Source organism: Vibrio sp. 10N.261.51.A3 (genome assembly GCF_041471965.1).
In the GTDB taxonomy this organism is placed as follows: Bacteria; Pseudomonadota; Gammaproteobacteria; order Enterobacterales; family Vibrionaceae; genus Vibrio; species Vibrio crassostreae_C.
The window spans coordinates 21,477-36,196 of the sequence record NZ_JBFRPK010000084.1 but is presented as its reverse complement, the minus strand read 5'-3'; the positions used below and the strand labels follow the sequence as shown (position 1 = coordinate 36,196).

The window sequence follows — 14,720 nt, the reverse complement described above, 5'->3', positions numbered from 1 at the left end:
CGATGGAGCTCCCCTACGAAATCGAAACCAATGATGGTCAAAAGCTCACCATTATGGTGAAGGTGACCGGTGAAGATAACCAAGCAAAAATTGAAGTAACGCCCTACTCCAGCCTCAATAATCATGTTTACGAAGATCACACTTCCTTTGGCAATACCACCAATCAGCTCAGCAGTGGCGGCACGTTACACGTGATTGACCCCGATCACGACCAAGCCGGTTTTATTGCACAAACCATCACCACCGCCGAAGGTGGTCGGTTCAATATCAACGCAAAGGGCCATTGGTCATACGATATTGACAATGATAAAGTCCAACATTTAGGCGCAGGGGAAAGCTTCCAGCAAACCTTTACCGTTGAATCTATTGATGGCAGTGCTAAAAAAGATATCACAGTGACCGTTCATGGCACCAATGATGCCCCAGTTGCATCAGCTGAAGTACGTTTAGCGAATGGCTTAGAAGATACCCAGATAGTCCTCACCCCTGCACAGCTACTGGCCAATTCTAGCGATGTTGACGACAACGATATTGGCAAATTATCCATTGAAAACCTACAGGCTGACCACGGTGCTATTGTATTAAATGCCGATGGCACCTTCACGTTTACCCCAGATAAAGACTATAACGGCGATGTCCATTTTAGCTATGACGTCAAAGATGCCCACGGTGGTGTGACCCACACCGGTGCATCAACAACACTCTCGGCAGTTGGCGATGCTGCGATCTTCGCCGGAGATAAAAGCGGTCAAATAACAGAAGATCGCCACATACAAGGTGATGCCCAACATACGATATTTGTCACTGGCGTGTTGAATGTTATCGATCCTGATGCCGGTGAAGATCATTTTTACGACACTCGTAATGCCCATGCGATCAGTGATCCCTATGGCGGTCACCTGACCATTGGAAAAGCCGGTGATTGGGCTTATTCGGTTCCCAATGCCAATATTCAACACTTAGCGGCAGGGCAAGTCGAGCAGGTTCAATATGAAGTAACGACTGCTGGCGGTGATAAGCAGGTTATTACCCTCTATGTCCATGGTACTAATGATAAACCAATAATTTCTGAAGTTATCGCAGGTGCACATAACATTGATGAAGATGCTGCAAATGCGACCTCTGGGCAAATTATTATCAGTGATGTTGATCATAGCGATCAACATGCTGTAAGCATTGACTCACAGCATCCACCACAATATGGCTCTGTCAGTTATAACAACAATAGCCAAACTTGGGTTTACACCCTCAATAATAATAATGCCAAAGTAAATGCATTAAATGATGGTGATAAGTTAACGGATAAATTTTCAATATTAGTGGATGATGGCCATGGAGGTGTCACCCAACAAGAGATCGAAATGAGTATTAATGGTCACAGCGATATTCCCCCTATGCCGACTTTGGTTGCACCAGCACAAATATCGGGTAGTGCTGGACATCAAGATTTACATGCCTCAATCGGTTTCCCTCCGATTATTCACCAAGGAACGCCTACGCCGATGACAGGCTGGGGAATATCAGATCACCACGGACATTCTCTCACTGCATTACACGGTCAATTTGGTACTTTGCATGTCAATCCTGCAACCGGAGAGTTGAGTTACGATTACCAACAAACTTCATCAGGCGTCGTTAAGACACATACAGGAGGCTCTTACGGTAGTGGTACAGACGAAACCGACTCGTTTGTTTTAACCCTAGGAGGCAATCAAAACTCACAAGTCGCGGTGCACCTACATTTGCACTCGCAATCCGTCCATGGAAACAGCGGACATCACATTGACCAAACCACACTAACTGGCATGGATTTATCGCCAATCGCTCCACCACCTCCTCCAGCACCCGGCATGAGCAAAGCGGATGAACCGGATGCCTCTTTCAGCACCCCTGATGAAGTTACTCTTAATTTTGATGAGGTGACGGCAAACCTAGAACATACAGCGATAGGCGAACACGAACAGCGTTCTGGTGCCCATGCTTACCTAGACGCTCTGGGTATTAATGCTGACTCGCCGTCTATAGATTCACCGTCACACAATGTACCAGTAGCGCATGATATCGATATCATTTTCAGTGATGCCGAGAGTGCTTATGGGGCTGAGCAAACTGACGATGGTATGAGTGATGGGCTGTCTCACCATACCGATAACCCATCTATTGATGATTCTTTACACCATCATAATGACGTTGACGGACTGCCTGACATAGACCCAAATAACTAGAACATCACCCCTTCGGTTAGATAAAAAAAGGAGCACGGCATGTGCTCCTTTTTTATGCAAGCCAGAGTGGAGGACTTTACCTCTCTCCAAACGCCACGCTAACATTGGTATAAATCGGTTTCCATAAGTATTGGAACACCGACTTCTCGCCAGTTGTGATGTCTACTTCACCCGTCATACCCGGCAGTATGGAAAAGCTTTCAGGGTTATCACGGAAGTAAGGCGTATCAACCGACACTACAACTTCATAATAGATCTCGCCACGTTCGCTTTGACTTGTGGTCGGTGAAATACTCTCTACCGCCCCTTTTAAAGCCCCAAAGCGGCTGTAATCAAACGCATCAATCTTGACTCGAGTGGGCTGCCCAACACTCACAAAACCAATATCTCTTGGGGACAAACGTGCTTTGAAGTCAGCGTTCCCTCCGACAGGCACAATTTCAACTACCGTGCCACCCGGCTGAATAACACCACCATCCTGCGTGCTTGGTATGCTTTGCACCAAGCCTTGTAGCGGTGACACTAACATAGTGTTCGTCAATTTAGCTTGGCTTGAACGAACTCTAGCATTCAATGCTGATAAGTCAGATACGGCTTTAGAACGATCATCGCTCACTTTAGCTTTCGCTTCCGCCAGAAGCTGTATGATTTTTTGGTCATTACTGTCAGCTTGTCTAATCAATACCGACTTCTTACCACGAGCCTCTTCGATTTTCTGTTCGATACTGGCCAATTTTTGTCGCATTTCAAGCACACGTAAACGTGAAATGTTACCCGCTTTATAACCCTTCTCCAGTATGTTCAACTCTTGCTTAGTCGCATTTAACTCTTTCTCATAACTCGGCAAGGCCTTTTCTACGCTACGAAGCTGCTCTGCAATTTGCTCGCTCTCTTTCTCAAGCACCACACGCTTTTGGAAGTAGAGGGCTTTTTGCGCGTTCAGCTGCGCTTTTTGCTGGCTGACGATCTCTGGGTAATCGACCTCAAACTCAGCAAGGTTAGGCTCACGTTGCTCAAGCAGCGCATTCATACGTTCCACACTGGCTAGAAGCGTCACTTGTTGGGACTTTAGCTCTTCAAGGGCGGTACGCTGGAAAGTGGCATCAAACTCAACAAGCGGCTGGCCTTTCTCAACCAACTGCCCTTCTTTAACGAGAATTTGCTTTAACTTACCGCCAATCGCACTTTGTAATACTTGCTTCTCGCCTTCTGGAATCACAGCACCTTTGGCTTTGGCGATTTCATCAACTTGAGTGACTACAGACCAAGTGGCAAAAGCAATAACACATAAGGCAACCGACCATGTGGCCAGCGCCAATGTACGAGCCGTATTTTGTGATTCAACAAGCTCACCGTAGCGCTTGCCCTTCTCGATAGATTGTTTAGTCATTAGCGACTCCTTGCTTAGACTCTGATTGTTCTTGTTGGGCTGCATTTTGTTGAGCAGACGCCTCTTGAGTTGACGGCTGTAGCTCTTGAGATAACGGTTGCTCAGATAACTGCGGTTCTTGAGAAGCTTGAGGCTCTGAAGGCTGTTCCTGCTTCGAAGACTGCTCCGGCTCTAATGGACCGGCATAAACCAATGCACCTTCATTTAATACCACCACTTTATCGGCAAGCTTGATTAAATCCGGATCGTGGGACGTGTAAATCACCGTTGCTTTTCCTTTTTTCGACTGCACAAACTCACCAAATATACGTTTAGCATTTGGGTGAGCATCAGGCACAGGATTATCCATTAAGAACATTGGGTAGTCATAAACCAGCGCTTTTGCATCAATTAGGATCTGCGCGACGCTGCCAGACAACATGTCAAAAAGGCTGTCCGGCTGAATACTGCTGATGGAAGTATCGAGTCCACCTGATAATGTCTCGAACCAACGCTTTCCGCCGACCATTTCAATTGCAGAGATCATTTTCTGATCTTTGACTTTGTGACCGTCGTTTAGCCACTCTCGAATACTCAGCGTAAGCAAATCAGGATATGCGGCTCGAATGAAACACCAGTGGCGATAAAGCTGCGGGTCGTATTGAACGAGGTTAACGCCTTCAAGCTCGACCATGCCATTTTGGATAGGCTGCAAGCCAGACAGCACTTCAATTAATGTTGATTTACCGCTCCCAGAAGGGCCGGTAATCGCGACAACTTCACCGGCTTCAATATCAAAACTCACACCATTCAAAGCGGGGCGACTCTGTTTGGGATAGCGCAGCGTCACTTGGTCTAATTTCAAGTTAGGCGCTACCACGGGTAACGGGTGATGCTGGTAACTGAATTCACGCTCAGACGGCTGAGACAAAATACGGTTCACTTGCAGCTTGGATTGATTAAAGCTATTAAAACGCATCGCACTGTTTGCCAACACCTGAGCAGGACCCGTCACCTTAGATATCAACATCATTGAAGCAATCAAACCACCAGGGGTCATCACTTGTTCAAAAATAAGTCCTATACCTAACCCCATCACGGCGAGTGTCGACCCCACACCAATGAAATAGTAAATCGAGGTGTAACGACTCTGGAGAACCGATTGATTAAAGGTCACTGTTGAAGCAAGAAGATTGGCCTTTTTGAAGCGTTGAATCCAGTGCTCTGAGAATCCAGCACTGCGAATAAAGGCGAGTTTGGATGACAGTTCATTGGTCATGTTTTGACGATTCGTACCTGCCACTGTCGATTGCATTGAGCGCTTACTGCTAGAGCGTATCGAGCGTTTTGCTAGCAAGTAATAAAGGATTAAAGAGACGACTGGAACCAGTACCAACCATCCGCCTAAAACTCCTATCGCTAGTACAAAAATTAGAATGAATGGTAGGTCAAATAACGCATTTCCTAATGGCCCCGATAGCACACCTGAAATACGCTCTGACAACATCACTTGGTTTTGCTGACTAGAAGAAGCTGTTTGCTGATTTTGAGCATAGCTATTACGAAGCAGACGCTGCACGAGGGATTGAGAAATCTCACGACTTACTCGGTTGGAAACTGAAGCAAACACTCGGCTACGTAATGTTCTCAACCAACCCATCATCACAAACAACAACGCCGCGCCAATGGCGATACCTTGCAACTCATGCCCTGCATCACCACCAATCACATGGTCATAAATCGACATCGTGATGAAGGGAACAGCAAGCGCAAATAAGTTAGTGATAAAGCTGACCAATAACAATTTAGGAATGATGGGGCGAAACGCATGTAACCTTTCACCAACCCAATCAGGAGAGGCCTTCTCTAATGGTGGCCCTTCGATAACAATACAAAACTGAGGGACATCGGTGATGTCGTTATTGGCATTAAAGGCAACAAATTGCTTGGATTCCAAATGACCAGAGACCAGCTCATGTTCACCAAGTACCAGTAAGACCAATTTATGTTCACCAACTTCATCTAGGTTGGCAACCAAGCGATAAGGCAGTGCAAGCCTGTCGAACAAGGCAAACATATCGTCGATTGATTCAATGCCATTTTCATCGACCCATTGATGTGCGAACAACTGGATATTAGCATTAACTTCCAACTGCTTAAGAACGGAAAGGCTCTCGGTTTCTAAATGATTCATCACCTCTTGTCGACCGCTGGTATCTGCACGGTTGTTCGTACCTGAAGGGTTACCAATATCTAAACGATTCATACGACGGCCTCCTGATTGCTCTCGCTGTCGACCGTAATAGCTCGACTTTCCACTGTAATGATTCGATTAGCAAATTCGCGAAGCTTCGAATGGTAGCTCACCATCAGTATCGTGCGTCCTGCCGTTACTTCTTCTTCCAACACCTTAGCTAGATTCCCAAGGGCGTCTAAATCAAGTGAAGAATCCGGCCTTTCCAACATGATTATGGGTTTATCACTTGCCAATTGAGCCGCGATATTGAGCATTTTCACGTTACCCATACTCAACAAAGAAGCACTCGTATGGCCAATTTGTGTCTCTAGTCCATCGGGTAATCGAGTAATCTCTTTGGTTAAACCCAAACGCTTTGCATAGTCACTGGCGCTTTGCGTTTTCTCAGGGTCAAACCCGCACAAGTTGTCGAGAATAGTACCCGACACCAACTGCCCTTTAACGCCACAGTAGGCAGCAATATTGGTTACGGATGCGATTGAAACTGCAGCTCCGTTAATGAAGCACTCACCCGCTTTTAGATCATCAATACCTGCAATCGACGACAATAAATGACTGTTGGTGTGGCGATCCTCACTCTCTAACAATACCAACTCACCTTTATTCAGTGTGACATCTGCATGAGAGAGTTCACCGTACCTTTCAACGGTCGCTTGCTTAATTTCCAACGTCTCAAAGTCAGATAAAGGGATCTCAGGTTGCTCAGAATCTGAAAACTCAGATAGTGACAAGTCACTCAATTTTTCAATTGCCTGATTAGCACTGTGTATTGAATTAAGCTTGATTCGAACCCCAACCAGTGCACTCAAAGGCGCAACCGCTCTGCCAGATAAGATAGAACATGCCGCCAAGCCACCAGTAGTTAACTGACCATCCAACACCCACAAGCTCCCCGTAATTACGAGTAAAACTGACGTGGCTAATGCGGCAAGCTGAATACATTCTTGGGCAAAGGCGTTCTGTTCTTCTTCTCTCGCTTTAGACTGAGAGCGAACGTTATTGAGGGATTTAAATTGATTGAAGATTCGAGACTCAACAGCCTGACGTTTGATTCCTTGAATGGTTTGGCTCAGTAAAATCAAGAACGCTTTTCGCTCCTGCTCATCTTGGGAAGCTTCTTCACTTAAGCTTTTAACGCGAATAGAAGATAACCAAACGATTCCGAGAGTAATCAGCCAAACTGCCAAAGGTATCGCCACCAGCTCACCGCCGATGTAAGCCACCAAGCCCAAGAAGATCAAGGCAAAAGGCAAATCAATAAAGCCTGCAATCACACCACCGGAATACCAATCTTTGACTTTGGATACAGAACCAAGCCCCTCTTCCACGCCGCCAACACCAATGTGGCGGAGATGGCCTGATGAAGCCGTTGTTACTCTTTCAACCAAAGTTTGATAGGTCGCTTTCTCGGTATTGCTGGCCGCGGCTGACAAAAGCCAAGTACGCACAAACCGGATCAATGCTTCCATGGCAACAGCCAACGCTGCACCCGCCAACAACAAAGTGGCAGTACCGTAACTTTGGTTAGGTAAAATACGATCGTAAATTTGCAAAACCGTTAACGGAACGGCGAGAGAGAGAAGATTTATGAGTAAAGAAGGCAGTAAGACTTTCCCCACCACCCCTTTGTTTTTCATTGAACTTGCGGGCATACACAATCCTTATCCATGCTTATGAAATAAGATTGGTACACCATGTTGAGTATTGCAAGGTAACGGACTGATTTAACGTGTTTTTCAATATAAATATGACACAGATCTTTCTACACAAATCTGTGGCTATACCCGTACCTTAAAAACGCTCCTTACAAACGCTCGTTACAAGTGCTCCTTACAAACAATTGTCGTAATCCGTTATCGCCTGCTTTAACTTTGAAAAGTCTGAGTTACATAAATACGGTTTCAGCGCTTCAAATTTATCTGAGGGCCACTCGTATATTTTGAATGACATGAGTTCGTCAATTACGGACTCATCAAAGCGGTATTTGACGACTTTAGCTGGAGAACCACCAACAATGCTGTATGGAGCGACGTCTTTAGTCACCACACTATTCGCTGCAACCACAGCGCCTTCGCCAATCGTCACACCGGGCATCACCATCGCTCTCATGCCTAACCACACCCCATCTTCAATGTGAGTGTCACCTTTGCCAATGTAGGCATCGTCGATGACATCCATAAATGGATACAGCGAAAACCAATCAACTCTGTGGGTATGGTTGCCACCCATCAAAATCACGACCTCTGCACCAATACAGACATAATCACCGATATAGAGTTCGTCGATTTCCCATCGAGGCTCCCACTGGCGGCTGACTTCGTCGCCGTGTAAATAACGCACTACCGATTGTTCAAAACCATTATCCCAGCAATCGCTGTAATAACTGTGTAGACCTTTTACATGAATATTGGGGTTGGTTACGACTTCATGCAGCAACTCGAATTTGGACCAATGCTTCTTTTGCATTTTACCTCTGAATGATCTATTTAGTTTTATGCGTTAACTATCAAAATGTTCGACGATGCAAATCCAAGGTGCACAAACTAACGCCCTATAAACACAGGTTTCACTGGGACTAATAGTGAGTATCACGCTTAAATCATAGCAATGTCGCTAAAACTAAAGAGACGTCAGTGGATTCGAGGTTGCTTAAGAAGAGGAAGTAGTTTCAAAGTTTGCTCAGTTTTTATCGATAACTTGGTTGGATAATTTACAGGCGTAGTGTAACTGTTTAGTCGCGCCAATTTGACAGGAAGATGTGATTAATAAGGTTTCAAATTTCGTTTCGTGGAATACGGAATGAACAAGAGCCTGCGCGATTACACAGGCTCAAACTTAGACTCAGCTATAAACTTCGGAGCTCGCTTGGAGCTGGGCTCAGCGACTACATGCGTGCAAGCTGTACTTTTCTGTCTTTATTCACCACGCAGAAGTTACCGCGCTTAGTACGACACTTAGAGCATCGTTCGCATTCAACAGGGCTTCTATCCCCTTCCTTCCAACGCTTCACTAAATGGGGTTCAGAAAGCAGCGGTCTTGAAAGCGCGAAGTACTCAATGCCCGTGTTGTTTGCAATCGCTTCGATAGCATCAAAATCCGTTAGACCACCAACCGTGATCACTGGGATATTAACGTCTTGGCTAATCGCGTGACCATACTCATGGAAGTAGCCTTCAGCTTGAATGGTAAAACCATCGTGCGACTCGCCAATCATAGTGTCTGCTTTGCCATGAATATTGCCTGACACGACAATGCCATCCACACCCACTTGTTCAAGCTTTTTACAGACAATACGTGTTTCCTCAAAGGTGACGCCACCTTCAAAAAACTCGGATGCCGTGAGCTTAACCAAGATAGGGAAATCATCACCCACCAGCTTACGTGTCGCGGTATAGATCTCTAACAAAAATCTCATGCGGTTTTCTAAGCTACCGCCGTATTCATCTTCACGTTGGTTGTAATAAGGGCTTAGAAATTGGTTAATCAGGTAAGTGTGAGCGGCATGAATTTCAACGCCATCAAAGCCTGACTTTTGTGCTCTCAAAGACGCTTGAGCAAACGCATCAACAATGTAGTCGATCTCGTCTGTGGTCATCGCTTTACCTAGTGTTTGAGTGCCTTTTTCTGGAACCTCACTTGGTGCGTAGATCACTCGTTCGCCAAGATCATGCGTGGTTTTGGTGCCACCATAAGCTAATTGCATCACGATTTTAGAGTCGTTGTCGTGCACCAGTTGAGTCAGCTTTTGATACTCTTCAATGAATGAGTCGTTATACATACCCATCATGCCTGCATTCGGCTTTTCTTCTTCAACAATGTTCGCGTAGCCCGTCACGATCAGGCCGACTTCACCTTGAGCCAACTCTTCATAGATAGCGTACAGTTTATCTGTCATATGCCCATCTTCGGTGGCCATATTTTCCCACGTTGCACTTCTCATGAAGCGATTCTTTAGTGTCATCTTGCCAATGTGGGTTTCTGTAAACAAAGTGCTCAAGTGTCTTCCTCTCAAAATCGTGTTACGCAAGTTACCCATTAAGCATGGGCACTGATTCAGGCGGATACTACAGAGAATAAGGCAGCGAAAACTTAATCTAGATTAAGAGAGCGGCACTCTCATGTGAGAAAGATATAGAAAGCATCAAAAAGAGATAAAAAAGATTGGAGAAATGGTAACAAAAGAAAGTCGCTAAGTTTTAATAAGCGACTTTGTTCAATTTAATCTGGACTAAGTCAATGGTTCTTACGAGAGGTGTCCACCTGCGAATTTCTGCCTGCTAACAGTTATTTGAACTCATAGGTGTAAGACGCGCCAACACTGTTATTTTCACCGAAATCGTCCTCAGCAAAAATAGTGAAGAAGTTGAATGATTGAGCGTCACTCAACTTGTAGCTAGCACCGACGCCTGCCCAATACCCTGAATAATCATCAGACCCCATTGAACCGCCACCGAAGCCCATAATCGACCACTCATCCGTAATCGTTTTTAAACCAAAGGCACCAATGTAGCCACCATGTGTTGAACTCGGCATCAATACATAATCAGAGCCAACGTTATCATCATCGAAAACCGCCACTTCGCCATCATTATAACTGTAGCCAGCCATAGGGAAGATTTGCCAACCGAACGGCTCAATGTCGAAATAACTCAGTGGTATAAACGTACCAATACTGTAGTTGTTCTTATAAGCATCGTTGTCGTATTCAGAGCGGCTAAAGTTGAAATTGACGATCCCCATAGGCAACAACCATGAACCGCCTACTCGCCACTCTTCACCGTCAGCATTAACACGAGCGTTGATCATTCGCGCTTCATCAAGCCCAATAGACCCAGAGAACTGCAGATCTTCGTTATAAGCAACGCCAGCTTTGGTTACGATTTTAGTCGGATCATCAGGGTGCTTCTCTTCAGCAAAAGCACCCGTTGAAAATAAAGACACTAAAGTAATGATTAGTAGATTACGTAATGTCATTAGAAGGTCGCGCTAACACCAACAAAGTGGATACGGCCATCGAATGAACCGTCAACCATGAATCGGTCCATATCTACTGAACCCAAGTCAGCATATTCGTAGAACACATCAATTAAGATATCATCCCAATAGGTAGATGCACCCACTGAGTAGCGATACTGCTCACCAACGGGAAGATCAACATACTGCATTGTCGGGTCGTCTTGTGGAGAAGTTTCGTAAGAGAAACCGGCTTTCAAACGCCAGTCTGAGTTAAGTTGGTAATCTGCACCAACTGCAAACTTCCATACATCGTCCCAATCGCGCAATAGTGTTTGATTAATTGGAAGGTTACCATTTTGGTTTGTACCCAAATCTAAAACAGTGCTATCCCATTGACTCCAAAGATGAAATTGCACACTAGCTAATAGATCAAGCTGAGTATTAAATGCATAACTCAAACTGGCATCAACAATTTCAGGTACATCTATACCAGTATTTAATGAACGCTGGCCGCCAGTAAATACATTCACATCATTGTTAAATTCATGTTCGAGTTTAGAACGATAACTAGCACCCAATTTAAGCTTGTCTGTCGGTGTGTACATTACGCCAAGGTTATAGCCATAAGCCCAATCAGTGTCTTGCTTAGCTGTAAAAAGAGAGGATGATTGCTGTAATGCAGCCCAACTTAATTGTACACCCGCCCCAACCGACCACTGGTCATTCAGTTGGTAACTCAGTGATGGATTCACTTGCATCGCAGTAAGCGTAATATCTTGAAGTAAAAGATGACCTGCCCATTCGTTACCGTAATCAACGCTAGAGCCACCAACGGCACCAAGTGCAATACCAAGGTGTAATTTGTCAGTGACTTGATGCGCGTGGAAGACACCAAATGACGGCATTACGGAATGAGCTTTACCATCTGGATTACCACCGTTATCTTGATACTTCATTTCAAGATCGAATGCCATGGTGTTGATGGTCGTTTTGCTTTCGCCCATGTGAGACATAGTGGCAGGGTTTGTCCACATCGCCGCTGCAGATCGAGTGTAAACACCATCACCAGCGCCAGTAGTACCAGCGTTGGCAACGACAGCTTCTTGCAAAAACAGGCCACTTGCGAATGCATTTAAGCTCGTAAAAATTGCAGTGGCAGCTAGAGAGTAAGTAAAAGTTTTGTTCATCAGAGCGCTCATTTAGCCTTAGACATTAAATTGCTCTAAGGTTACCGCAAAGCTCAATAAACAAAGGGAATATCCATTATTCCTGTACAAGCGCTATTTAAACTTTCTGGCGACGTAAGGGCGTGGTTTGTCTCGATGAATTTCACGTTGAGCAGCAATCGCCCTGTTCTTACCTAACCCAACCTTTATCTGATACCAAGTTTCGCAGAATACAGCCATGCCCGGGCTTGACCACCAAGTCTTGTTGTAGAGCTTCTTGTTAGCAGCGACGACATCTGGCGACCGATTCGCACACTCAAGTGCCAACGCATAGGCTTCAGCGTAAGGATCTTCGGCAATCTTGGTCACCAACCCATATTCTTTAGCGGTTTCACAGTCGATCACTTTGGCCGTCATCGCCATTTCAAGGGTGTGATCTTTACGCATCAGCTCTCTAAAAGCGATAGCGCCTCCCATGTCTGGAATCAGACCCCACTTTGCTTCCAATATAGAGAAGTTCGCATCCGGGCTAGCAATTCTAAAATCACCCCCACTGACCAATTGCAGGCCGCCTCCCCAACAACGACCATGAATCGCAAAAATGACAGGGCATGGAATATCTCGCCAACCCAATGAAAAGCGTTGTGCAGCGTTAGGCAATGTCGGTAGCCATTTAAACAAGAGCTTCATCGCCCCAGATTTACTGGTTAATAGGGACTTAACATCAAGCCCTGAACAAAAATCAGAACCCTCACCTTTTACTATTACGGCACGAATCTCGGTGTTCTTTTTCAGCTGAGTCACCATGTTATTCACGCCTTGAAACATTGCCATATCAATAGCATTGAGCTTATCGGGTCGATTCAACACAACCGTCGCAATTTGGTTTTTATCGATAGAACAAGTAATACGATCGAGGTTTGGCATGGTGGCTACCTTATCAGTGGTCAGACCTTTAGGTTATACATTTTATTAACATATGCCAAACTTGCACATTAAGAAGCGAGACCTGTGTTGCTTAACGTCTTTCCCTTTACACAAACGACATCAACAAAAAAGCAGTGATGGATCGCTCCATTCACTGCTTTTCATCCGTAGCTTTTATCGCCAATGGCTTTGATTGCCAGTAGCTTTGATTAGCAATGGCTTTCGGTCATGAGCAAAACCTATGTTCTTCGAGATTTCAGTAGCAAGAAGATAAAGTAGCTGCCAGCAATAATGGAAACTAACGTCCCTGCCGCAAGCTGCGCTCGGAACACTACCACTTGCCCTAAGCAGTCAGAAAATAGCATATATTCTGGTAACTTAAACCAAAGCGCTGAACATTAAAAAGGCCATTGAAATTCATCATTTCAATGGCCTTCTCGTTCCTACTAGCCAGGCAGCTAGCTAATTACCTAAGCAACTAACTGAGCTGAGACTCTCTCGCTTCTTGGCTACTGAAACCACGCAAAATGTTAAACAGGGTAATCAATGTGAACAGCATGATAACGAGCGATAAATGCCACGCTTCCCCTAACCCTAACTGAACCAGGCCCATACTCACCATTGAAGACACCACCATCTGCCCGCCACCAGACATCGCAGCCGCCGCGCCAGCGTTCTTCTTATAAGGCAACATCACTAACGCCTGAGCACAAGGTAACGCAATACCATTACCAAGGATCATCAAGAACTGGCCAAGCATGAGATACAAAGGTTCGAGTGGACAGAAGAACAGCCACAAGGCCGCAGCAACGTGCAATACAGGTGTGCATAACAGAGTTTTCTTGTTACCCAGCATAGGGCGAATACGGTTACATAAGCCTGTTCCGCCAAGCATGCCTAATGCTGGAATCACCGCCCACATTGCGTATTCATCTGACGTCATACCAATCTGGTTCTGCATGATAAATGGCATCACCGACACAGTGGTGATCATCAAGCTAAAGTTAAGCCAACCGATACTCGCAAAGCTCATAAAATAACGAGAAGTGAGTAACTCTTTATATTGAGAAACCATTCTCTTAGGCGAAGGGATCGCCGAAACCTGAGTGACGGATTCCTTAAATTTGAACGCTAACACCACCCAAGCTAATGAGACATAGCCAAGTAGCGAGATAAACACCATGCTCCAGCCAAAATGGAAGTTAATGAATCCACCGATAACGGGCGCGATCAAAGGTGTTATAGACGCAACCATAGCAATGTAAGACATCGCCAAAGGCAAGTCTGCCCCACTGAATCTGTCTCGCGTAGAAGCGCGAGCAAGTACCGCGCAACAACCGGTTCCTAAGCCTTGCAGGAATCGCCCCATCACCATGCTAGTAAACGAATGGCTGAAGAAGATGATCATCAATAACCCAAGCATGGCAATCAACAAACCGCTTAGCAGTACCTTCTTGCGTCCCAAAGCATCGGAAATAGGGCCATAAATAAACTGGGAAGGACCAAAGCCCAATAAATACACACTCACCAAAAGCTGAGCTTGCTCTAGCGAGACATCAAAGTCTTTGGCGATCCAAGGCAAAGAAGGAAACACCAAGCCCATACTGAGCTGGCCGATACTGATGACCAAACACGCAAGTAAGATCGATTTAAAATCAAATCCACGACTCATCGTTTAATACGTCCATTTGAATAAAAATCGTGCGTATCTAACTCACAACATAAAAACTGAGAAAATAGCGAAAATGCTGCTGGTGAGTTGTTCATAATGCTCCGACGGGATCAAATAGAGAAAGGCACAGTAAACATACGTGAGCTTG

General features: G+C 45.3%; 10 protein-coding genes. 1 reads left to right on the top strand and 9 read right to left on the bottom strand.

Translation table 11 applies throughout. The annotated features are described in order from the left end of the window. Positions 1-2,225, top strand: a 2,225-nt coding sequence (locus AB4371_RS19080) for a VCBS domain-containing protein (RefSeq protein ID WP_372150486.1), incomplete at its 5' end; no start/stop codon positions are given. A gap of 76 nt (positions 2,226-2,301) precedes the next feature. Here the strand turns inward: AB4371_RS19080 and AB4371_RS19075 are convergent. The 9 genes from AB4371_RS19075 to AB4371_RS19035 form a co-directional block, all read right to left on the bottom strand. Further along, entirely contained in the window at positions 2,302-3,615 is a 1,314-nt protein-coding gene (locus AB4371_RS19075) for an HlyD family type I secretion periplasmic adaptor subunit (protein ID WP_017061737.1), read from the bottom strand. Further along, positions 3,608-5,860, bottom strand: a complete 2,253-nt coding sequence (locus AB4371_RS19070; protein WP_372150485.1) for an ABC transporter transmembrane domain-containing protein — start codon at positions 5,858-5,860, stop codon at positions 3,608-3,610. The genes AB4371_RS19075 and AB4371_RS19070 overlap by 8 nt, the downstream gene beginning before the upstream one ends. Beyond that, positions 5,857-7,503, bottom strand: a complete 1,647-nt coding sequence (locus AB4371_RS19065; RefSeq protein ID WP_372150484.1) for an ABC transporter transmembrane domain-containing protein — start codon at positions 7,501-7,503, stop codon at positions 5,857-5,859. Before AB4371_RS19065 ends, AB4371_RS19070 begins: the two co-directional genes overlap by 4 nt. Positions 7,504-7,681: 178 nt before the next feature. Then, positions 7,682-8,317: a CatB-related O-acetyltransferase gene (locus AB4371_RS19060; RefSeq protein ID WP_108111230.1), complete on the bottom strand. Its 636-nt coding sequence runs from the start codon at positions 8,315-8,317 to the stop codon at positions 7,682-7,684. Positions 8,318-8,735: 418 nt separating this feature from the next. Further along, complete coding sequence (locus AB4371_RS19055) at positions 8,736-9,848, bottom strand: NADH:flavin oxidoreductase (protein WP_136982818.1); 1,113 nt, start codon at positions 9,846-9,848, stop codon at positions 8,736-8,738. Between the two features lie 287 nt (positions 9,849-10,135). Next, a complete protein-coding gene (locus AB4371_RS19050; protein WP_017061732.1) occupies positions 10,136-10,825 on the bottom strand; it encodes a hypothetical protein in 690 nt (229 codons plus the stop codon). Beyond that, on the bottom strand, positions 10,825-11,994 hold the full coding sequence (locus AB4371_RS19045; RefSeq protein ID WP_372150483.1) for an OmpP1/FadL family transporter: 1,170 nt from the start codon (positions 11,992-11,994) through the stop codon (positions 10,825-10,827). Before AB4371_RS19045 ends, AB4371_RS19050 begins: the two co-directional genes overlap by 1 nt. A gap of 93 nt (positions 11,995-12,087) precedes the next feature. Further along, a complete protein-coding gene (locus AB4371_RS19040) occupies positions 12,088-12,900 on the bottom strand; it encodes a crotonase/enoyl-CoA hydratase family protein (protein WP_017061730.1) in 813 nt (270 codons plus the stop codon). 478 nt (positions 12,901-13,378) lie between these two features. After that, on the bottom strand, positions 13,379-14,572 hold the full coding sequence (locus AB4371_RS19035; protein ID WP_372150482.1) for a multidrug effflux MFS transporter: 1,194 nt from the start codon (positions 14,570-14,572) through the stop codon (positions 13,379-13,381). Positions 14,573-14,720 lie beyond the last annotated feature (148 nt).

Bases quoted from the DNA above. Each gene is read 5' to 3' on its own strand.
- AB4371_RS19050 (WP_017061732.1), bottom strand. From the start codon at position 10,825: ATGACATTACGTAATCTACTAATCATTACTTTAGTGTCTTTATTTTCA.
- AB4371_RS19070 (WP_372150485.1), bottom strand. From the start codon at position 5,860: ATGAATCGTTTAGATATTGGTAACCCTTCAGGTACGAACAACCGTGCA.
- AB4371_RS19060 (WP_108111230.1), bottom strand. From the start codon at position 8,317: ATGCAAAAGAAGCATTGGTCCAAATTCGAGTTGCTGCATGAAGTCGTA.
- AB4371_RS19065 (WP_372150484.1), bottom strand. From the start codon at position 7,503: ATGCCCGCAAGTTCAATGAAAAACAAAGGGGTGGTGGGGAAAGTCTTA.
- AB4371_RS19040 (WP_017061730.1), bottom strand. From the start codon at position 12,900: ATGCCAAACCTCGATCGTATTACTTGTTCTATCGATAAAAACCAAATT.
- AB4371_RS19045 (WP_372150483.1), bottom strand. From the start codon at position 11,994: ATGAACAAAACTTTTACTTACTCTCTAGCTGCCACTGCAATTTTTACG.
- AB4371_RS19075 (WP_017061737.1), bottom strand. From the start codon at position 3,615: ATGACTAAACAATCTATCGAGAAGGGCAAGCGCTACGGTGAGCTTGTT.
- AB4371_RS19035 (WP_372150482.1), bottom strand. From the start codon at position 14,572: ATGAGTCGTGGATTTGATTTTAAATCGATCTTACTTGCGTGTTTGGTC.